The organism is Methanoculleus caldifontis, from assembly GCF_032842345.1.
Taxonomy (GTDB): Archaea; Halobacteriota; Methanomicrobia; order Methanomicrobiales; family Methanoculleaceae; genus Methanoculleus; species Methanoculleus caldifontis.
This window is the reverse complement of sequence record NZ_WBKO01000001.1, coordinates 143,325-163,021: the sequence shown is the minus strand read 5'-3', so window position 1 is coordinate 163,021 and position 19,697 is coordinate 143,325. Positions and strand designations below refer to the sequence as shown.

At 62.1% G+C, this 19,697-nt stretch carries 21 protein-coding genes; 12 read left to right on the top strand and 9 right to left on the bottom strand.

The features are described from left to right. Positions 1-24 precede the first annotated feature (24 nt). From F8E02_RS00845 to F8E02_RS00835, 3 genes are read right to left on the bottom strand one after another with little or no spacing between them, the layout of a single operon-like run. Positions 25-1,953: a PINc/VapC family ATPase gene (locus tag F8E02_RS00845; RefSeq protein WP_317063545.1), complete on the bottom strand. Its 1,929-nt coding sequence runs from the start codon at positions 1,951-1,953 to the stop codon at positions 25-27. Between the two features lie 23 nt (positions 1,954-1,976). Next, positions 1,977-2,345: a phosphoribosyl-AMP cyclohydrolase gene (hisI, locus tag F8E02_RS00840; RefSeq protein ID WP_317063544.1), complete on the bottom strand. Its 369-nt coding sequence runs from the start codon at positions 2,343-2,345 to the stop codon at positions 1,977-1,979. A 4-nt stretch (positions 2,346-2,349) separates the two neighbouring features. Next, the gene (locus tag F8E02_RS00835) at positions 2,350-3,342 is read right to left on the bottom strand and encodes an A24 family peptidase C-terminal domain-containing protein (RefSeq protein ID WP_317063543.1); all 993 of its coding nucleotides are present in this window, start codon (positions 3,340-3,342) and stop codon (positions 2,350-2,352) included. A gap of 172 nt (positions 3,343-3,514) precedes the next feature. On the opposite strand from F8E02_RS00835, the gene F8E02_RS00830 reads away from it, so the two are divergent. The 5 genes from F8E02_RS00830 (at position 3,515) to F8E02_RS00810 (ending at position 9,193) form a co-directional block, all read left to right on the top strand. Beyond that, a complete protein-coding gene (locus tag F8E02_RS00830) occupies positions 3,515-4,153 on the top strand; it encodes a hypothetical protein (protein ID WP_317063542.1) in 639 nt (212 codons plus the stop codon). Beyond that, on the top strand, positions 4,140-6,494 hold the full coding sequence (locus F8E02_RS00825; protein WP_317063541.1) for a type II/IV secretion system ATPase subunit: 2,355 nt from the start codon (positions 4,140-4,142) through the stop codon (positions 6,492-6,494). The genes F8E02_RS00830 and F8E02_RS00825 overlap by 14 nt, the downstream gene beginning before the upstream one ends. Continuing rightward, positions 6,491-7,414, top strand: a complete 924-nt coding sequence (locus tag F8E02_RS00820; RefSeq protein ID WP_317063540.1) for a type II secretion system F family protein — start codon at positions 6,491-6,493, stop codon at positions 7,412-7,414. The genes F8E02_RS00825 and F8E02_RS00820 overlap by 4 nt, the downstream gene beginning before the upstream one ends. A gap of 1 nt (position 7,415) precedes the next feature. Beyond that, positions 7,416-8,471, top strand: a complete 1,056-nt coding sequence (locus tag F8E02_RS00815) for a type II secretion system F family protein (protein ID WP_317063539.1) — start codon at positions 7,416-7,418, stop codon at positions 8,469-8,471. 203 nt (positions 8,472-8,674) lie between these two features. Continuing rightward, positions 8,675-9,193, top strand: a complete 519-nt coding sequence (locus F8E02_RS00810; protein ID WP_317063538.1) for an acylphosphatase — start codon at positions 8,675-8,677, stop codon at positions 9,191-9,193. Between the two features lie 273 nt (positions 9,194-9,466). Here F8E02_RS00810 and F8E02_RS00805 read toward each other — a convergent pair whose 3' ends face one another. After that, positions 9,467-10,960 carry a cobyric acid synthase gene (locus F8E02_RS00805; RefSeq protein WP_317063537.1) on the bottom strand — a complete coding sequence of 498 codons (1,494 nt, stop codon included), beginning with the start codon at positions 10,958-10,960 and terminating at the stop codon, positions 9,467-9,469. A 58-nt stretch (positions 10,961-11,018) separates the two neighbouring features. Here F8E02_RS00805 and F8E02_RS00800 point away from each other — a divergent pair, with 58 nt between their 5' ends. The 3 genes from F8E02_RS00800 to F8E02_RS00790 all read left to right on the top strand — a co-directional run bounded on the left by F8E02_RS00800 (position 11,019) and on the right by F8E02_RS00790 (position 13,515). Continuing rightward, positions 11,019-12,665, top strand: coding sequence for an adenosylcobalamin-dependent ribonucleoside-diphosphate reductase (locus F8E02_RS00800; protein WP_317063536.1), 1,647 nt, complete (start codon positions 11,019-11,021; stop codon positions 12,663-12,665). Positions 12,666-12,706: 41 nt separating this feature from the next. Further along, complete coding sequence (gene yciH, locus F8E02_RS00795) at positions 12,707-13,012, top strand: stress response translation initiation inhibitor YciH (protein WP_209730510.1); 306 nt, start codon at positions 12,707-12,709, stop codon at positions 13,010-13,012. 164 nt (positions 13,013-13,176) lie between these two features. Continuing rightward, entirely contained in the window at positions 13,177-13,515 is a 339-nt protein-coding gene (locus F8E02_RS00790; RefSeq protein ID WP_317063535.1) for a type II secretion system protein E, read from the top strand. Positions 13,516-13,790: 275 nt separating this feature from the next. On the opposite strand, the gene F8E02_RS00785 is transcribed toward F8E02_RS00790, so the two are convergent. Next, positions 13,791-14,051 carry a hypothetical protein gene (locus F8E02_RS00785; RefSeq protein ID WP_317063534.1) on the bottom strand — a complete coding sequence of 87 codons (261 nt, stop codon included), beginning with the start codon at positions 14,049-14,051 and terminating at the stop codon, positions 13,791-13,793. Then, entirely contained in the window at positions 14,044-14,541 is a 498-nt protein-coding gene (locus F8E02_RS00780) for a YkgJ family cysteine cluster protein (protein ID WP_317063533.1), read from the bottom strand. Before F8E02_RS00780 ends, F8E02_RS00785 begins: the two co-directional genes overlap by 8 nt. A gap of 98 nt (positions 14,542-14,639) precedes the next feature. On the opposite strand from F8E02_RS00780, the gene F8E02_RS00775 reads away from it, so the two are divergent. Beyond that, positions 14,640-15,818, top strand: coding sequence for an NDP-sugar synthase (locus F8E02_RS00775; protein ID WP_317063532.1), 1,179 nt, complete (start codon positions 14,640-14,642; stop codon positions 15,816-15,818). Between the two features lie 143 nt (positions 15,819-15,961). Here the strand turns inward: F8E02_RS00775 and F8E02_RS00770 are convergent, their stop codons facing one another. Beyond that, complete coding sequence (locus F8E02_RS00770; protein ID WP_317065133.1) at positions 15,962-16,753, bottom strand: CBS domain-containing ParB/RepB/Spo0J family partition protein; 792 nt, start codon at positions 16,751-16,753, stop codon at positions 15,962-15,964. A 67-nt stretch (positions 16,754-16,820) separates the two neighbouring features. Then, a complete protein-coding gene (locus tag F8E02_RS00765) occupies positions 16,821-17,291 on the bottom strand; it encodes an Hsp20/alpha crystallin family protein (RefSeq protein WP_317063531.1) in 471 nt (156 codons plus the stop codon). 155 nt (positions 17,292-17,446) lie between these two features. Between F8E02_RS00765 and F8E02_RS00760 the strand changes: the two genes are divergently transcribed. Next, complete coding sequence (locus F8E02_RS00760) at positions 17,447-18,142, top strand: hypothetical protein (RefSeq protein ID WP_317063530.1); 696 nt, start codon at positions 17,447-17,449, stop codon at positions 18,140-18,142. Positions 18,143-18,186: 44 nt separating this feature from the next. Continuing rightward, positions 18,187-18,465, top strand: a complete 279-nt coding sequence (locus F8E02_RS00755) for a thioredoxin family protein (protein WP_317063529.1) — start codon at positions 18,187-18,189, stop codon at positions 18,463-18,465. A 148-nt stretch (positions 18,466-18,613) separates the two neighbouring features. Here the strand turns inward: F8E02_RS00755 and F8E02_RS00750 are convergent, their stop codons facing one another. After that, on the bottom strand, positions 18,614-19,201 hold the full coding sequence (locus F8E02_RS00750; protein ID WP_317063528.1) for an HVO_0476 family zinc finger protein: 588 nt from the start codon (positions 19,199-19,201) through the stop codon (positions 18,614-18,616). Between the two features lie 33 nt (positions 19,202-19,234). On the opposite strand from F8E02_RS00750, the gene F8E02_RS00745 reads away from it, so the two are divergent. Beyond that, positions 19,235-19,675 (top strand): DUF371 domain-containing protein, encoded by a 441-nt coding sequence (locus F8E02_RS00745; protein ID WP_317063527.1) that lies wholly within the window; start codon positions 19,235-19,237, stop codon positions 19,673-19,675. The last annotated feature ends 22 nt before the right edge of the window (positions 19,676-19,697 follow it).

Sequence of the window (19,697 nt, the reverse complement as noted above, 5' to 3'; positions counted from 1 at the left end):
ATTACTCATCATCCCATCTGCATCTCATACCGGCCGCAGCCGGATCGTCTCGCCCTCGTTGTAGCGCTTGAGCATCTCCTGGGCGATGGTGCTGTTCTTCGCGAGGAGGATATCCCCCTCCTCGTTGACCGTCGCCGTGAAGAGATACTCCTTCCCGGCGAAGACGTCGACGATCTTGCCCCTGTTCTCCGTCGAGACGATGGTGAGCTGCTTCTTGTCGATCCGGATCCGGATCCCGCCGGCAAGTTGCATCTCCTCCTCGGCGGGCTTCTTCGTCTCAAGCTCGCTCCGCGGCCTGATGTCGATCCCGATACCGAGTTTGTTCACGATCGCCGAGACGTTCTTGCCGCCCTTCCCGATCGCTGCCGGGACGTCCTTGTCCTCGATGTAGACGACGGCCTTGTTGTCGCTGATGATCCGGACCTCGACCGGGCCGCTCGTATACCGCCCGATCTCCCGCTGGACCTCCTTCTCCGCGACCTTCCAGGAGACGTTCTCCCCGGCCTCTGCGGGTGCCGCTGCGGGAACTGGTGCGGGTGCTGCCGCGACGGCAACCGGCGCCACCACCGGGGCGGCGGCCGGTGCTGCGAGTTCTCCGGTGTTCTTCCGGACGATCGGCATCACCAGGGTCTCTCCCTCGTAGCGGAAGATCTCGATCTCGGGCTCCCGCCGGGAGTGCTCGCGGACGACGATGACCGGCCGGATGTGGGTCTCCCCCGGCATGCCCTCGGGAGCCTTGATCGTCAGTTCGAGATCGTAGATCTTCATGATCCTGCCCTGGACGACGTAGATGATGGTGTTGACGATCTGCGGCAGGACGCTGTAGTCCACGCGGTCGCAGAACCGCCGGAGGCAGTCGTGCACCTCCATCGCGTGGACCACGCCGACCATGCCCATCCCTGCAAGGCGCATATCGGCATAGACTGCGAAATCCTCGTTCTTCCGGATCTCGTCGAAGACCACGTAGTCGGGCCGGACGAGCAGGAGGGCCTCGGCGGTGTTTGCCATGCTACCTTCAAGCGCCGTATACTGGGTGATGTGGTCGGGCACCTGCAGGTCCCGCGGCGCCTCCATCGTCTTGACGATGAAGTCGTGGTCGGCAAGGAACGTCGCGAGGCTCTGGGCGAGCGTGGTCTTCCCGGATCCGGGAGGGCCGGCCACCAGGACGCCGCGGCGGTTCCCGAGGATCCGCTTCTTGATCTCGGGCGCCATGTCGTAGTCGTCGAGCGCGAGATCCACGAGCGGCCGGACCACCGTGATCTCCATCCCGTCGGAGAACGGGCGGCGGGCGATCGAGATCCGGAGCGACCCGATCTGGACGACCGTGATCCCCCGCTTCTCGAGCTCGATGAACCCGTCGGGATCGCGCTTTGCCCGCTCGAGAAGTTCCTGCGCCATCGACCGGAGTTCGTACTCCGACATCGGGGCGTCCCGGAGCATGACGAGCCTGACATCCCGGAGTTTCCCCTTCTTTGCCATCGGCGGGGCCCGCTCTTTAAGAGTGACCGCGATCGTCTCCTCGTCGAAGTACTGGTCGATCGAGAGCGGCGAAAAGTCCCCTATCTGGGGTTTTAAGTAGGTGACGTCGAGGCCTTTCGCCTTAGCCACCTCCGCCTGGACGAGATCGCTCGTGACGAACCGGGCCTCGTGCTCGATGGCGACGTTCCGGATCAGGGCGTCGATCTCGCCGCCGCTTGAGAGTTTCACCTGGTCGAGGCTCGGCCGGCCCCCGGAGTACTGGAGGGAGATGACATCTTCTTCAGACATCCTGAAAAGTTCCTGGAGTTCGTTCAGACCAGAAAACCCTATCTCCCGTCCTTGATTCGCCTGTGCCTCCAGTTCGGCGACGACGGCTTCCGGTATGATTATTGTTGCGCCTTTATATTCGCCGGTTTTTATCAGCGATGTTATGCGCCCGTCTATCACGACGCTGGTATCGGGTACAATTTTCATAAAAAATCACCATAGTAATGAAGTCATTCACCCTTATTAGCGTATACCTTCTCCGGATCAAAGACTGTTCCGGCGATCTCTTCTCCATCGGCCGTCCGGTAGAAGCACGAGGCATGGCCGGTATGGCAGGCGGCACCGGTCTGTTCCACCTCGTAGAGCACCGCATCCTCATCGCAGTCCACGAGTATGCGGCAGACCCGCTGGAAGTGCCCGCTCTCCTCGCCTTTCTTCCAGAGCTTCTGCCTGCTCCTGCTATAGTAGTGTGCGTATCCGGTGGTCCGGGTGAGTTCCAGTGCCGTAGCGTTTGCGTAGGCGAGCATCAGGACCTCACGGGTCCGTCTCTCCTGCACGATGACAGGCACCAGTCCGTCCTTGGTAAATTGTATCTCCATATTTTCACATTCCTGCGAGCGTCTTCATGATGACAAAGAGGATATCTCCCATGAATAGTGCGGTCAGGAATCCCGCAGTGATCGGTATGATGAACGGAATGCCGTAGGATATCCAGACCCTGCCGGCCTTCCGGTAGAGGGCAATCTCCTTCTCGTAATCTTTCGGGTGCATCCTGAGATCTTTTGTGTAAAGCCGCCGTTCCCCTCGCGTCATGCGTCCGAGCGATTCGGTAAAACCGACGAACCGCCTGACCAGCCTGCCGTCCTCTTCTGTTATATCTTCCATGACGAAACCGAACTCGTTCTGGATCGTTTTTCCGTCGACGGGAAAGCCGAGAAAGAGGCACGGCAACGGGGCCCTGTTCCCCTCCAGCAGATTCTTTGCGAATATTGCAACGGGTGCCGCGATATTGATGAGCACGGCGTTGGTCAGCACCGTGAACGGGAAGAATCCTGTTGGCGAAATGCCGAAATACGGCTCCATCGGGAAAAACGGGACGCATGCGGTGATGATGATGAGGGCATACGCGTCTGCCCCTCCAAAGAGGTTTGCAGCCTGGAAGAAGTAGAAGAATCCGCAGAAGATTGCGACAAGGACAAGATATCCTGCCGCCATTCGCCAGTCTGCAAGGAGGGTCAGTCCGTATACCCAGAAAGCCGCCGGGACCGCGACTGCGAGTGCGGGGCGCCAGGTCCTGTGGGGCACCCGCCGCTCCCGTGCGTCGAGGATCGATGCGTAGATGAGCGTGACTCCTATCGCGGCCGCTGCAATCATGAGCGGGACGGCTGCCACGGGCGGAAGAATCATGGGCGAGTACTTTATCCACCTTTCATCTCTTATTTCTGGCGATCTCGCTTTGTCGGGATCTCCGCCGTCATGTCCTGCTTTTAGGCCTGATAAACCTTTCCGTCGCTCGCTGCACCCTCGAGACGCCTCTTCCTCCCGGCCGGCAGTTCTCGCGGTTGTCCGGGGCATTCTGGAGATCGCCACCGACACGCTGCCTCATCGGATTTTTTGTACCGGGTACTTTCAGTTCAATTTACACGAGAATCCGTTCCGACTCATCACAAGGTATTAATAATAGTATACTGATGTGGTATAATGTGGTTGGGGATAAAATCCCCGTTCTGGCATAAAAACCACTGAAATACCATACCTGAAGATATTCATGGACATAAACGACCTTATAGGCCAGATTCTCAGGCAGTCGGAGTACGAAGGCCGCTTTACGCTCGACGAGTTGTTGCACTACAGCAGCGTCCATTCCCTGACCGGTATCGGGGTCTCGCGAGAGGGGACGCACGCATTTTTCCTGGTTCTCTCCGGGGGCGAACCGGACGGCGCGATACTTGTCGACGAGAAAGGGACGCTCTTTGGCGACGCGGCGGTCCTGCACCTGAACGGAGGGGAGACGTTCGAACTCTCCCGGGTGACGCCGCAGATCACCGAGGCGCTGATTTCGCGATGCAGGGTCTACGAGAAGAGCCATCTCAAGAAGAACGGCCGTCTCGAGATCCCGACCATCGGCACCCCCGTCCGGCAGCGGGTGGGGGTGCTCTGCCTGACCGTCCGCAGCGGCGGGGAGCCCCTGGGTGGAGTTCACGTCTCGATCCGGAAAGGAAAACTCGTCACCACGAGCGACGTGACGGACTCAAAAGGCAGGGTCCGTTTCCGGCTGCTGAACGGGCGTTATATGTGCGTGGTCTCGGACCGGAACACGGAACGGACACGGTGCATCATCGAATTCCATGAGCCTCAGGTAGAAATGTGCGTAAATATTGGGGGCACAGAGGATGAGAGCAAATGAGGATGAAGAACGTGAATTGATAGCAGCGGTCAGGAACCTTCTTACGCAGCCCGGGAGACCGGAGGACAGCGGGGCAGGTACCGTGGCGGAGGACGGGGATGTTGCCCCGCCGTTCCGGCCTGTGGAGGAGGAGGCCGGGGAGGAAGTATCCCCGGATGTCGACACCTCCGACCCCGAGGTAGAATGCGAGACGCCGGAGCCGTCCGACCAGCAGACACCGCCGAAGAGGGCGGGCATCCGCTCGCTCATCGACTCGGTGGCGAGATCCGGTTCTTCCGGAGGGCGGCAGGCAGGCGGCGAAGACCCCGTCAGGGCGCTCCTCGACCGGATCGAGCAGCGCAAGGCGGACGACGCCGGGGAAGGCGGGGACGCCGGGGCGGGGCGCAGGGACCCCTTCGGCCTCCTCAACCGGATGAAGGGCCGCAGAGAAGAGGAGTTCTCCGGGCAGGAGGACTCCGTTGCGGCGGAGATCGATGAGCCTGACTCCGCCGAGGAGATCTCTGCCGGAGTGGTCTCGGTCGACGACCTCGGAAATCTTGCGGACCTGATCCTCCCGAAGAGCGCGACGTTCACGGTCGAGGAACTGAACATCAACCGCAACCATAATCACTTCGATTTCGTCGACAACGCCCGGGTCGTCTCGGAGTTCGACGACCTCTTCTCGCGGGCTTTCACTTCCACCACGCTTGCCGTGGCTGCGGCGAGCGAGGCTGCTCAAGCCGAGGAGGCTTCGCAATCGCGGTTCCCGTTCCTCAAGAAGTTCCAGGGCGCAAAACTCGCGGCAGCGATCGAGGAGTACAACCCGGCGATCCACGGGGCGCTCGTCGATCTCTCGATGCGGCCGTCCCCGGGGCTGGAGGAGATCGAACTCTACCCGGTGAACGAGCCGTATGCCTACGTCAGGGTGACCTACGACAGCACGACGCACGAGTACACCTACCATGTCATCGAGCCCGTGCTCACGCCTGCGGAGCAGGAACTCTTCTCGGAGATCAAGGAGCGCCTCTTTGAGACGCTCAACATCACCACCCGCGACATCAGCCGCGATGCGGCGAAGACGGCGCTCCGTGATGCGGCGAATATCATCATCGCCGATTATGGAATCCGCCTCTCCCCGCCGGAGCGGGAGAAGATCCTCTACCATGTGGAGAAGGAGTTCCTCGGCGACGGGCTGATCGACCCGGTGATGCACGACAAGTATATCGAGGATATCTCCTGCGACGGCGTGAACAGTTCGATCTTCGTCTACCACACGACGTATGAATCGATGAAGACGAGCCTCGTCTACCGCGACGCCGTGGAGCTCGACTCGTTCGTGACGAAACTCGCGCAGCGGGCCGGGAAATACATCTCCATCGCCGAGCCGATGCTCGATGCCACGATGAGCGACGGGTCGCGTATCCAGATGACGCTCGGGGCGGAAGTGACCGCCCACGGTTCGACGTTCACGATCCGGAAGTTCCGCGAGGAGCCGATCACGCCGACCGACCTCATCGAGTGGCACACCTTCTCGCCGCTCGGCGTCGCCTACCTCTGGCTCGCGGTCGAGAACGCCAAGTCCTGCATCTTTGCCGGCGGGACGGCGTCGGGGAAGACGACGACCTTAAACGCCATATCGCTCTTCATCCCGCCGCTCGCAAAGATCGTGACGCTCGAGGATACCCGCGAGTTGAAACTCCCTCACCCGAACTGGATCCCGAGCATCACCCGCGACTCGTTCTCGCAGGACGGGCGGGGCGAGATCGACATGTACGAACTCCTGCGTGCCGCCCTCCGGCAGCGCCCGGAGTATATCCTGGTCGGTGAGGTCCGCGGCAAAGAGGCCCTGACCCTCTTCCAGGCGATGAGCACCGGTCACGTTACCTATGCGACGATGCACGCCGACTCGGTCGCGAGCGCCGTCCACCGTCTGGAGAACCCGCCGATCGACGTGCCGAGGAACATGCTCTCGGCGCTCTCCCTGATGTCCATCCAGGTCCAGGCCCGGGTGGGCGGCCAGCGGATCCGGCGGAACAAGCAGCTCATCGAGATCCTCGATATCGATCCGCGGACGAACGAACTGATCACGAACGAGGTCTTCCGCTGGCATCCGGCGACCGACGAGATCCGTTATTCCGGCAAATCCTACATCCTCGAGCAGATCATGGAGGACCGGGGATGGAGCGAGGAGCGGATGCGCGAAGAGCTGAAACGCCGGCAGGAAGTGCTCGAATGGATGCGCATCAAGAAGATCCGCCACTTCCGTGACGTGAGCAAGATCCTGATCTCCTACTTCAGGGACCCGGAGTCGGTCATCCAGCGCGTGCGGACCGACCTCTACGGGGAGGCTGGTTCGGCATGAACGGATTTGAGCGGTTCTGCTTCAACCTGATCGGCCGCGAATTCAAGGCGAAGCGCGGGAACTACGTCAGCCTCAGGAACGACCTGATGGGGGCCCGGATGAACACGCCGTTCGAGGCCTACCTCGCGACCGCCTACGTCTCCTCCATCGTCGTGGGACTTGCCGCTGCGGTCCTCATCGGGGTTCTGACCTATATCCTGAAAGTTCCCGACATGATCACCTACCGGGGAGCGGTGCCGGAGATCTTCTACGCGTTGAACGACTACAAACTCGTGCTCGGCACCGTCGTCATCACGGTCCTCTCGCTCCTGATCTTCGGGGGCATCTCGTATCTGGTCTTCCTCCTCTACCCCGGCATACGGGCCGGCGAGCGCCGGAGGAACATCGACGCCACCCTCCCCTATGCCATCAACTACGTCACCGCGATGTCTTCGGCCGGGATCACCCCCGACGAGGTCTTCCGGCTGCTCGGCCAGAGCAAGATCTACGGCGAGAGTGCCGTCGAGGCCCGCTATGTCTCGCGAGAGACCGATTTCTTCGGCAAAGACCTCCTCGACGCTCTCCGGACGGTCTCGCAGGCGACGCCGAGCGAGCGGATGCGGGAGTTCATGCAGGGAGCGGTCGCGAGCATATCGAGCGGGAGCAACCTCACGGAGTACTTCCGTGCCAAAGCCCACCAGTATACGCTCGAGAACAACCAGCAGCAGAAGTCGTTTCTGGAGACGCTCGGCCTGATCGCGGAATCTTACGTCACCGCGATGGTCGCCGGCATGCTCTTTCTGATAATTCTGCAGTCGGTGATGACGATCCTCTCAGGCGACTCGGACCCGTTCTTCCTCTACATCATCATCTACCTGATCGTCCCGTTCGGGAGCATGATGTTCGTCATCCTGATCAGTTCCATGACCCCGGAGGTGTGATATGGGATTCAAAGATATCTTCGACGATTTCCTGAACCGGTTGCCGAACCGGGACCGGTCCGGAGGCTCCGGGATGGATGGCGATGCGGCAGGACTCAATGCGTTCGAGGAGCAGGAACGCCAGATCTTCGATCAGATCGAGAATACGAGGAAGTACCGGGAAGGATTCTACCGCTTCATCCGGCATCCCCTCCAGGTGATGATCGAGGAGCCCTTCACCGTCCTCTACATCTCCGTCCCCGCGGCGCTCGTCCTCCTGATCGGCGGATTCATGAGCCTGGTGATGTCCTACGGCGTCGGGGTCCTCTTCTCGACGACGATGATCGACGACGTCCTGGTCTTTGCCCTCCTCATCGCCATCGTGCCGCTTGCGCTCCTCGACCTCAAGGAGTCGCTGCGGGTCTCGAGCATCGAGGCCTCGCTCCCGAACTTCTTCCGGGACGTGGCCGGGATGAACGACTCGGGCATGACGCTCCCCCACGCCATCCACATCGTCTCGGAGGGCGAGTACGGGGCGCTCACCCCGCACATCCGCAAACTCGACACCGAGATGTCCTGGGGCGTCCCGTTCGTCGAGGCCATCCGCCGGTTCGGAAAGACCGTGAACACCCCGCTCGCCGAGCGGAGCGTCGACCTGATCGCCCACGCGAGTTCTGCGGGCGGCGACGTGAGCGAGGTGCTCCGGGCGGCTGCCCACGACGCCTACGAGTTCTTCAACCTGAAGTCGGAACGGCGCAACGGGATGATGATCTACATGATCATCGTCGTGATGTCGTTCTTCGTCTTCCTCTTCGTCATCGGGGTGCTCTCGAGCACCTTCCTGACGACGATGGCGGAGGCGGGGCAGGCGGTCGCGAGTTCGGGGTCGAGCCAGACCTTCATGGGTACCGTGGACCTCTTCCTCTACAACCGGATCTTCTGCCACGCCGCCCTGATCCAGGGGTTCTTCTCCGGGCTTGCGGCGGGCGTCATGGGCGAGGGCCGGGTCCTCGCGGGGCTGAAATACTCGGCGCTGATGGTCCTGATCGCCTGGATCGCGTTCCGGTTCTTTATCTGAAGAATCGGGACGGATCTTCTTTTTTCGGGGGACGCCCCGGCTCCAGCAGCCCGGTTTCACCATGCGCCCATAGGGCGGCGGGGCGCATTTTAACCGTTCAACGGTGTCGGGATCCGGGTAGCACCGGATTAGGCGGAGCGATCGCGGGGCTGACCGGGCCCGCTCGGGGAGAATTTTTAACCTGGCATAAAAGATATACCAGCATGAAGATGCAGGCCGTTATCACCGGTGGAAGAGTACACGGTGTAGGCTACCGGGTGTTCCTGCTCCAGAGATCCCTTGAGTTGGGGTTCCAGAGGTTCAGCGCAAGAAACAGGGTTCAGAACGGCTCCGAACAGGTGGTCGTGCAGTATGAAGGCGAGCCCGGGCAGGTGGATGCACTCGGTTCTATCATCCGGGAGGAGCATCCCCCGGATGCAGATGTCTCCAATATTGCATTTGAACAGTATGAGGGCTACGTCGTCGCGGTAACCGACTATATGCATGTCATCCAGATCGAGCAGCTCTCCAAAGGCATTCCTGCAATTATCAGCATCGATAGGAAGCAGGATAGTCTGCTTGAGAAGAACGATCAGATCCTCCAGAAGATGGATCAAATGGAAACATCGATCACAGGCGAGATCCGCGACCTGCGTATCGATCTGCGTTCCCACCTCGATCGAAAGTTATCTGCAATGGAACAGGATATCCAGCAGATCAAAGCAAAGATCGGTCTGCTCTAAAGACCCTTAATTTCTGCCCTCGATGTGCTGGAGCCCGGCGGCTCTCTTCAGGTCGTACCTGGTGATGTTCATGCCCCTGTTCTAACGGCCCGCCACAACCCGAAAGCGCTTCGCGGTTTCTTATGCTCCGGCCCTTCGGCCCGCCACAACCCGAAAACGCTTCGCGGTTTCTTATGCTCCGGCCCTTCGGCCCGCCACAACCCGAAAACGCTTCGCGGTTTCTTATGCTCCGGCCCTTCGGCCCGCCACAACCCGAAAACGCTTCGCGGTTTCTTATGCTCCGGCCCTTCGGCCCGTCGCATCCATAAACCACGCCATAATTGCATCCATATCCACGTGCGCCTCGAAGTGCCGGGCAAGTTCGTCATACGCATCCGCGGCGCCGAGAGCCCCCCCGCCGGACGCGGCGACCGGTTCAAACGGCACTCCCCGCCGCTCCGAGAGGTAGGCGAGGAGGGCGTTTGCGGCCGAGGGGTTCTGGAAGAGGCCGTGCATGTAGGTCCCGAAGACCAGACCGTCGGGGGTCGCGGCCCCGTCGCCGGAAAACGCCGCCGGCAGTTCCCCCTGCTCCGTCTCGCCCATGTGGATCTCGTATCCCTCCACCTCTCCCATGCCCGGGAGGATGGGACCCGGCCCGGTAGCCCGGCGCCGGACCTGGACCGTCGTCTTCCGGTAGCCGGTGAAAGCCGTGGCGACGTCGAGGAGCCCGAATCCCGCGTAATCGCCGGGGATATCCGACTCGATCCCGGCGTCGACGATCGTGCGGCCGAGCATCTGGTAGCCGCCGCAGATCCCGACGATCGGGACGCCCCGCTCGCGGGCGAGCCGGAGTTCCTCCCCTGTGCCCGCCAGCTGCAGCGCCTCGAGATCCGCGACGGTGTTCTTCGTCCCGGGGAGGATGATGCAGTCGTAGCCGGCGAGCGATCCTCCCGGCGGGACATAGTCGACCGTTGCATGGCGCTCGAGGAGCTCGAAGTCGGTGAAGTTCGAGATCCGGGGCAGGCGGACGACGGCGATCCTGACCGATCGATTGGCCGCCCGCCGCCCCTTGTCGGCGATCGAGAGGGAGTCCTCGCTCGGGAGCGGGATCTCCGCGTAGGGGACCACCCCGAGCACCGGCACACCCGTGAGGTCCTCGAGTTTCGTCACGCCCGACGCAAAGAGCCCGGTATCCCCCCGGAACTTGTTGACGATCACCCCCGCGACGAGGGGCCGGATGTCCTCCGGGAGGAGGGCGAGGGTTCCGTAGACCTGGGCAAAGACCCCGCCCCGCTCGATATCGGCGACCAGAATAATCGGGAGGCGGAGGTGCCGGGCGAGCCTGATGTTTGCGATGTCGCGGTCGTAGAGGTTCACCTCCGCCGCTCCCCCGGCTCCTTCCACCACGATATGGGCGTAGCGGTTTTGCAGGCGCTCGAACGCCCTAAGAGCCTCTGAAAGAAGCGTATCGGTCTCCGCGTAGTAGTCCCGGATCTGCACATCCTTATAGGGCCGGCCGAGCAGCACCACCTGCGAGGTCTGGTCCCCCTTCGGCTTCAGGAGGATCGGGTTCATATCGGCCGAGGGCTCGACCCCGGCCGCGAAGGCCTGGACCGCCTGGGCGATCCCGATCTCGCTCCCGTCGGCGGTGACGTAGGAGTTGAGGCTCATGTTCTGGGATTTGAACGGCGCGACAGGGATTCCACGACGGTAGAGCGCACGGCAGAGCGCCGCGACCGTCATGCTCTTCCCGACGTGGGATGCGGTTCCGAGGACGATAAGAGACATTACCGACAGGAGCGTTGGGCACGACGGGTTATTAAGGGCGGGGGTTCATGGTTGCAACATGGAGTTCTCCCCGCAAGGCCGTCTCCTCCTCGAACGCCGCTACCTCCTCCCCGGCGAGACCCCGGACGGCCTCTTCTCGCGGGTCGCAAACACCGTGGGCGGTCCGGCAAAATCCCGCGAGTTCTTCTCGCTCCTCTCCGATCTCCTCTTCCTCCCGAACTCCCCGACCCTGATGAACGCCGGCACCGCGGCCGGGCAGCTATCGGCCTGCTTCGTCCTCCCCGTGGAGGACACCCTCGAGGGGATCTTCCGGACCCTCGGCCAGATGGCGCTCGTACACAGGTCCGGCGGAGGGACCGGGTTCTCGTTCTCCCGCCTCCGACCCCGGGGAGACGCCGTCAACGGGACCGCCGGCGCCGCAACCGGGCCGGTCTCATTCATGCGGGTCTACGACGCGGCGACCGCGGCGGTCCGGCAGGGCGGGAGGCGGCGGGGGGCGAACATGGGCGTCCTCGCCGTCTCTCACCCCGACATCGAGGAGTTTGTCACCGCGAAGCAGACCGGGGGCTTTGCGAACTTCAACATCTCGGTCGGCATCGACGAGCGGTTCCTCCGGTGCCTCGCGACGGGGAAGGCCTACGACCTCACGAACCCCCGCGACGGCAGCGTATGGAGGAGCATCGAGCCCGGTTCGCTCTGGCGCCTCATCGCCGCCTCCGCCCATGCCTCCGGGGAGCCGGGAGTGCTCTTCCTCGATGAGATCAACCGGCGGAGCACCACTCCCCACCTCGGCCGGATCGAAGCAACCAACCCCTGCGGCGAGCAGCCGCTCTACCCCTACGAGAGCTGCAACCTGGGAAGCGTCAACCTGGCCCGGTGCGTCAGAAAGGGCGACCTCGACGAAGATCTGCTTATCGCCACCGTCCGGTCCGGCGTCGACTTCCTCGATGCGGTCGTTGATGTCAACCGCTTCCCCCTCCCTGAGATCAGGGAACGGACCCTTGCCACCCGGAAGATCGGCCTCGGGGTGATGGGATTTGCCGAGGCGCTCATCCGGCTCGGCATCCCCTACGAGTCGGGGGAGGCGCTCCGGTTTGCCGAAACCCTGATGGAGCGGGTCCAGAACGCCGCCCGCGGGAGGTCGGAGGAGCTCGGGAGGGAGAGAGGGTCGTTCCCGGCGATAGAAGGGTCCGTCTATACCGGAGAGATGCGGAACGCCACCGTCACCACCATCGCCCCCACGGGTTCGCTCCACCTCATCGCCTCTACGACGGGCGGAATCGAGCCGGTCTTCTCGTTTGCCTATAGCCGGACGATCGACGGAGAGCAGGTCGAGATCGTGAGCCCCCTCATCCGGGAGTTCCTGCCGGAGACCGCCGGCGGGAGGGATGTCGCGGCGCACGTCCGCCGCTACGGGACAGTCGTTGGCCTCCCCCTCGACGAGCATACTCGGAACCTCTTCAGGACCGCCGTCGAGATCGCACCGGAGCACCATGTCCGGATGCAGGCCGCGTTCCAGAAGCACGTCGACAACGCCGTCTCAAAGACGGTGAACCTCCCGGAGAGGGCAACCCCCGACGAGATCGTCGGCATCTTCTCCCTCGCCCGTGACCTGGGGTGCAAAGGCATCACCGTCTACCGCCACCTGAGCCGTCCGGACCAGGTAATCTCTCTCGGCTGCGATGTCTGTCAGATTGGCGGATGACATGCCAACTAATATATAACGAGAGCTGAAAGGTACATGCAATGAACGGTGGGATATGTCCGACCTGCGGACTGCCAAAGGAACTGTGTATCTGTGAAGAAGTCGCGAAGGAACAGCAGAGAATCAGCGTAAAGATCAACAAGCGGCGCTATGGAAAGGAAGTCACGGTCATCGAGGGCCTCGACCCCTACGATATCGATCTCGAAGACCTCTCCAAGTTCCTGAAAGCGAAACTCGCCTGTGGCGGCACGGTCAAAGACTCCTCGATCGAGCTGCAGGGCAATCACCGCGAGCGGGTGAAGGACCTGCTCGCTCAGAAAGGATACAACATGGAAAATATCAGTTGACCCCGATCGGTTCTCTGGAGGGAGAACCCGGGCAGCTCTTTTTTTGCCGGATTCGTGGCGGTTCTGCCGGGAGCGGATGCCGTCTTTTGCCGCCCTGACGGCTCCCGGAGCGATAGACATTATAATCAGCAGGGAAATCCAATTACACGGGAAGTAGATGGACCATGGTGATGAGATGTTCGTTTGCGCTCGATCCCGACCTGATGGAGCAGATCGACCAGTTTGCCCGGGATCACGCGTTCGACCGGAATGAAGCTATCCTCGAGCTGATCGAGGCCGGTCTTGCCAGCCGCCAGGATAACGGGACGGTGATGGTCCGGCAGCAGCGCTCGTTTGAGGAACTGAACCGGCTTCTCAAGGAGATCGAGGACGTCAAAGAGGTCCTCACCGAGCTCAGGAACGAGGTGCGGCTGGTCCACCATACCATCGAGACCGACTGGAACAAGGAGGCGAAGGGCGTTCCGTTCCAGACCAAGCATCCCTGGGAGTTCTGGCGGAAATAGTCCGCTCAACCTGCTCTGGAAAGACCATTTTTCAGAGGTCTGATCTCCAGCGGCTGATTCCTCTCCTGGATTGGGGGATGCCGCTCTCCAGGACAGGCCATGCCTCGTTACCTCACGCGAAGGCGCGAAGCCGCGAAGACCGAGGATCTGCTGGTTACTTCCCTTCGCGCTCTTCGCGGCTTCGCGTGAGATGACAGGCTGATCCGGAATCTACTGCGCCAAACTGCATTGAGGACCGGGTATGTTCTTGGATGAAGTACTGCCGCAGAGTCCGCTCAACTGATGATATTCGCGATGCTTCGGAACCCCTCGCCGGACTGGTCGTCGCAGACGACCGCTTCGACCTTCTCCATATCGACCCGCTCCGCGTCCCGGCAACGGCTACAGTAGGCCCGTGCCGGTGAGGGCAGTTCCTTTCCTCTGACCACGACGCGGGCGGAGTGGACGCAGAATCCGCACCGGTCGACGGTTACGGCCCCGCCGGGGGTGCACTCCACCCGGCCGCGGACGACCGGGAGGCGCCGTACCTCACTCATAGGCCTCGACCCGGTAGCCGGCACGGCCGAGGATCCCGGCGACCTCGGCCCGCCAGGCGATATCGTCGTCGGTCCCGAGCGGTGCGACCGATTCGTCCCAGCACCGGCGGAGGGTGTCGTCCTCGGTGACGAGGCTCCTCCTCCCCTGCACCTTCCCGACCTCCCGGCCGTCGCCGGCAAAGATCCGCATGGTGCAGCAGGCGTAGGACCGGCAGATGTAGGGGCGGCTGTTGTGGATGGTGCAGCCGTACTTCCCCTCCTTCCCCGGGAGAGGCCGGAGGAACGGGCACCAGGTCTGGTGCCTGCTGCTCTCGGTGGTGTCCTTAAACGCGTCGACGAACCGGTCCTCGACCCGGGCACGGAACGTGCCGCCGACGATCTTCTGCCGGCAGAGAAAGTCCCGCCCGGTGAGCCTTTTTTCGATCTCGATCAGGTGGCCGCCTGCGTTCATGCAGCACTTCCCGCAGAGCGTACATTCAAACGCGGTCATCTTCCCTGTAGACTCTCTCTGCAACAGAGAATAAAGGTTCGGGAGAGCATACCGGGTCACCCCCAAATGTTAAATCGATACGCGGACAACGGAGAGCTATGAAGGTGTGCATAATGTGCGGAGGGGAGGGCACACGGCTCCGCCCCCTCACATTCGGGCGTCCCAAGCCCTGTATCCCGATTGTCAACAAACCCTCGATCCAGCATCTGGTCTCACACCTCGCGAACCTCGGGTTCAACGACGTGGTCGTCACGCTCGGCTACATGAGCGATGCCATCGAGGCGGCTCTCGGAGACGGGTCGCTCTTCGGGGTCAACGTCACCTACGTCCACGAGAAGACGAAACTCGGGACGGCGGGGAGCGTCAAGAACGCCCAGAAGTACCTCGAGGAGCAGCCGTTCCTGGTCGTCGGCGGCGACCACGTCGTGGGGTTGAACCTGCTCGAGTTCTACCGCGAGCACCTGGCGAACGACTCGATCACCACGATCGGCCTCATCAGCATCGACGACCCCACCGAATACGGGATCGCCGAGATCGACGCGAACTACCATATCAAGAGGTTCAAGGAGAAGCCGAGTCCGGGCGAGATCTTCTCGAACCTCGCAAGCACCGGGATGTACGTCTGCAACCCGGAGATCTTCGACCACATACCCTCCGGCGAGAAGTTCGACTTCGCCCGGAACCTCTTCCCCGAGTTGATGGAGAAGGGCTACGCCCTGAAAGCCTGGCTCGCCCGCGGCAACTGGTCCGACGTGGGGAGCCCCCGGTCGCTCCGCGAGGCGGAGCGGTGGAAGCTGCAGAACATCGGGTTCACGAACATCTCCGGCGACCTCTACATCAAGGGCGCCCGGATCCTCGGCCCCGCCCAGATCGGGAGTTCGGTCTCGATCGCCGCGAACTCGCGGGTGATCGGGCCGGTCTCGATCGGCGCCGGGACGATCATCGAGGAGAACGTCATCATCGGGCCGTATACGAGCATCGGGGAGGGGTGCATCATCAAGAACGGCGCGAAGATCTTCTCCTCGTCCATCTACAACCGGGTGGTGATCGGCAGGGAGAGCACCGTCAGCGGGAGCATCATCGACAACGACACGCTCATCGGCAGCGGGTGCAACATCGAGCACGACACGGTCATCGGGCCGCACGCGGTCCTGAAGAACGGCGTGGTCGTCCACTCGGGAACCCGGCTCTGGCCTGAGGTGATCATTCCGGAGGGGACGGTCGTCAAAGAGCATGTCTTGAACGAGGACTTCGACACCCGGATCGAAGGGTCGTAAGGGCCGGGCTCTCTCTCTCTTCAGCGGGTGGGGCGCCAGCACCCACCCTCTCTTCTACCCGCCCTGGTAGCCAGATGGGACTATATACGCGGACTGTAGGTGAAAGTCCGGGGTAGCTCTCCCCGTGAAAAAAAAGGATCTGTTCACCCGTGCCTGACAAGCCGGTGCGTCAGCGCGACGAGCGGGTGGCGGGCGTAATCGAGCACCTTGATGTCGTCGAGCGTATTGAGGTTCAGGGTCTTTGCCGTCCGCTCCATTCCGAGCTCGATGTTCTCCCTGACCTCGATGATGTAGGCGTCGAGGTTCTTGATCCCGAGCCTTTTAGCCGCGATCGCCCGGTGGTGCCCGTCGACCAGGATCCAGCGGCCCGGTCGGCGGACCACGATCAGGGGTTCGGCGAGCCCTTTCTTTATCTCGTACATCCTCCCCTCCAGTTCGTCCTCGTAGATCTTTGACTGGGTGGGCAGGAGTTCGTTGATCGGGACCGACCCCCGCCGGAGGGCCGGCTCGACCCCGTAAAGTTTCTTTAAGGTCTCGATGAACTTGAAGACCTTCTCCGGCGAGACGTGCTCGATCTGGGACCGGATGACGTCGGCGTTCGACATGATCCCGATGAGCTCGTTCTTGTCGTTGACGACCGGGAGTTTCTGGATGCCTGAGCGGAAGATGACGCGGGCCGCATCGTTCACGCTCATGTCCGGGTCGGCGACGATGAGGTGGCGGGACATCACCTGCTCGATCGGTGTTGCGGGGTGGGCGAAGAGGAGGTCCCGCGCCGCGATGTAGCCCACCACCTCTTTCGAGTTGTCCTCCACCACCGGGAAGCCGTCGTGGTGCGTCTTCTTCATGGCTTCGATGACATCCCGGACTGTTCCGTGAGCGTTGACGGTGACGACGTCGTAGGTCATGTAGTCTTTGACCCGCTTCTTATCCATCATGATAGTGTCACACTGGCTCGACATGAATTGTTCGGTCGGAATTCGCGAGGAATAGGAAAAAAAGTTACTCGATCGGGATTGTCGTCCCGGTCTCGACGGGTGCCTTCTTCAGCCGGACCTCGAGCACCCCGTTCTTGAACGAGGCGGCGGCGCCCTCCTCGTTCACCTCCGCGGGGAGCATGACCGTCCGGCTCATCTGGCCGTAGACCCGTTCCCGCATGAAGAAATCCCTTGCCTCCTCCTCGGTCTGGCCGCTCCGGATGCTCACGATCTCCAGGTGCTGGGGGTCGATGAGCCGGACGGCGACGTTCTCCTTCTCGACGCCGGGGAGATCGGCAACGACGATCACCTCGTCCTCGTGGTCCCGGACGTCCACACGGAAGTCACGGACTGCCGGGACGATCCGGCCCCTGACCTCCTCCCCCCGTGCGCCGATTCCCCCGATCATGGACTGGAACCTGCTCTCCATCTCGGCCATAAGGTCGTCGAAGTCCTGCCATATGGAGCGATACGGTCCTCGTTCAATTCTTGTCATCGTAATCACTTCTCCCGATTGATATGGCCCCGGGCGAGCGGGTCGCCCTGGCTAACTTTAAGGTAGTGATATTGGCATATATATCTTTTCATCGGGGGCTCGGCGCTCCTTCGCAACAATACTATTTTATTTCACCGAAAGTCGATTGTACCGTAATGAAACAGACACAACAGAAATCCTCGAAGGACGAGACCTCGCCCTGGATGAAATGGGCCTATGTCGGTGTCGCCCTTCTCGTGGCAGTCGCCATGGTGGGGACGTATCTGGCCCCGCTCCTTGATGCCCCGCGGAACGCTCAGGTCGGCAACACGGCGCTGATCGGCTATACCATCCGCGGCGAGGACGGGCGCCCTCTCGTCACGACCAACCAGAATCTCGCCGCAAGCGAGTACGAGAAGAACAACCTCGTCTTCCTGACGGGCAACCTGGAGATCCCGGTGGGCACCCTCTCGAGCGAGGGCGTCGAGATCGTCCCGATCCCGGTCGTGTACCCGACCGATGCGCCGAACTTCGGCCTGATGGGCTTTGAGCTCGGCGCACTCTCGCAGGGGCTTGTCGGGATGCGCGTCGGGGAGACCAGGACCGTCAGCCTCGGCGCCGGGGCGAACGACCTTGCGCTCACCCTGAGCCGCGAAGACGCAGATGAGATCGGCCTTAACTTCACGGAGATAGAAGTGGGCGACGTCTTCCTGCGCGAGTTCATGGTCTCGTCGGGCGTCCCTGTCGGCAACCAGACCAACCAGACCTCCGCACTCCGTTTCTGGAAGGTCAGCGAGAAGACCTCCGACTCGGCGATCGTCACGTGCCGCTACGGCAACGCCGAGGTCACCCTCAATGGTATAACGGGGTAACGGCACCCCACTATTTTTTATAGTCTTCCTGCCTCCTGACACATATGGCGTTGAGAATACTGACTTTTTACCAGGAAGGCTGCATGGGGTGCGAGGAGCAGACCCCGATCCTTCGCGAGGTGGAGGGAGATCTCGGTGTCAAGATCGAGGAGATCAATGCCGTCGAAAACCCGCAGTACATCAAGGAGTACAATCTCCGGGTGACGCCAACGACCCTCGTGATCGCGGACGACGAGGTCAGGGAGCGGATGGAGGGGCTCGTCCACCGCGAAGACCTTGAGGCTGCGGTCCGGCGTCACCTGCCCGAGCCCCTGCCCCGGTGAGGCGGGGTCTCTGGCGCTGCGATCCGCTTCCGGCCACGGAGACGGTCTCCTTCCGGGATCATGCCCGGCCTTCGTCGAGAACCGGAGGTCGGGGAGGCGGCGGTAAAAAAAGAGGTCTTCAGTCCGTCAGAGGAGGGACCGGGGATCGCTACCGCCGGTAGCCCCGCTCAAGGTAACCATAGATCCGCTTTATCCGGCGGGCAAACGTCTTCCAGCCTTCCTTGCGCAGGACCGGGCCGTCGCGGAGTTTGATGTGCGAGATCTTCATCCGCCGCCCGCCGAACGTATAGGTCTCCCCGACGGCGAACTCATCCTCCCCGTCCGCCGCCTGGTAGAGGGGGATGGTCGTCCGCCCGGAGTGGACGGACGCCCTCACGACGACCTGCTCGATCCCCCGGGTCCAGAGGGTCGTCACCTCATCGGCCTTCGCGTGGGAGACCCTTCGCTCCCCGGCCTCGATGCCGGTGACCTCGACCCCGAACACCTCGTCGCCGCACTCCGCGGCGATCCGGTCTCCGAGGGAGACGGCCTCGTCTTCGAGCATCTCCACGCTGCAGACCATCGACTCGGTCTCGCGGCTCACGATCGCCTTGACGGTGAAGATCCGGGGTTCGGGGGGCTTCGGAATCCGGTGGACCTGACCGCACTCGGCGCACTGCACCACCAGATCGGCGGCTTCACGGAGGACCTGGTGTTCGCACTCCTCTTTACAGACGGGGCAGACGATACTAATCATTCATTAGCAATAGAAGCCCTCACCTAATTAAGCATGAAGGCGAGGGACATCGTGCGGGCACGGGGGCACCCGCTGATCCGGGGAGCCCATCCGACCACGTTTGAGGTGACGAGAGAGGAGACGCTGACCCTTGCGGGCGACTGCATCATCGGCGTCGCCGCCGACAAGGGTGCTGCCGATCTTGCTCCGGATCTCAAGGCGCTGCTGTGCGACGACCGGGCGGTGCTCACGACCAGGCTTACCGCCGGCGGCGAGACCGTCGAGATCCGGTCGCGGGGCAGTGCGGCGCTCACCCTGGACCACCCGGCGGACCTCGTCTGGCGGCGGAGTGACTTTGCCTCCGACCGGACTGTGGCCATCCGCTCCGATTGCGTCGCGGCGACCCTTCCCCGGGAGTTCATCGAGGCGCTCCGGCGTGGGGAGGAACTGGTCGTCGAGCTCGAGGCGGAGATCCCGGAGAACGACTGTCCGTAGGGCGCGACGGTTCTAGCGAACC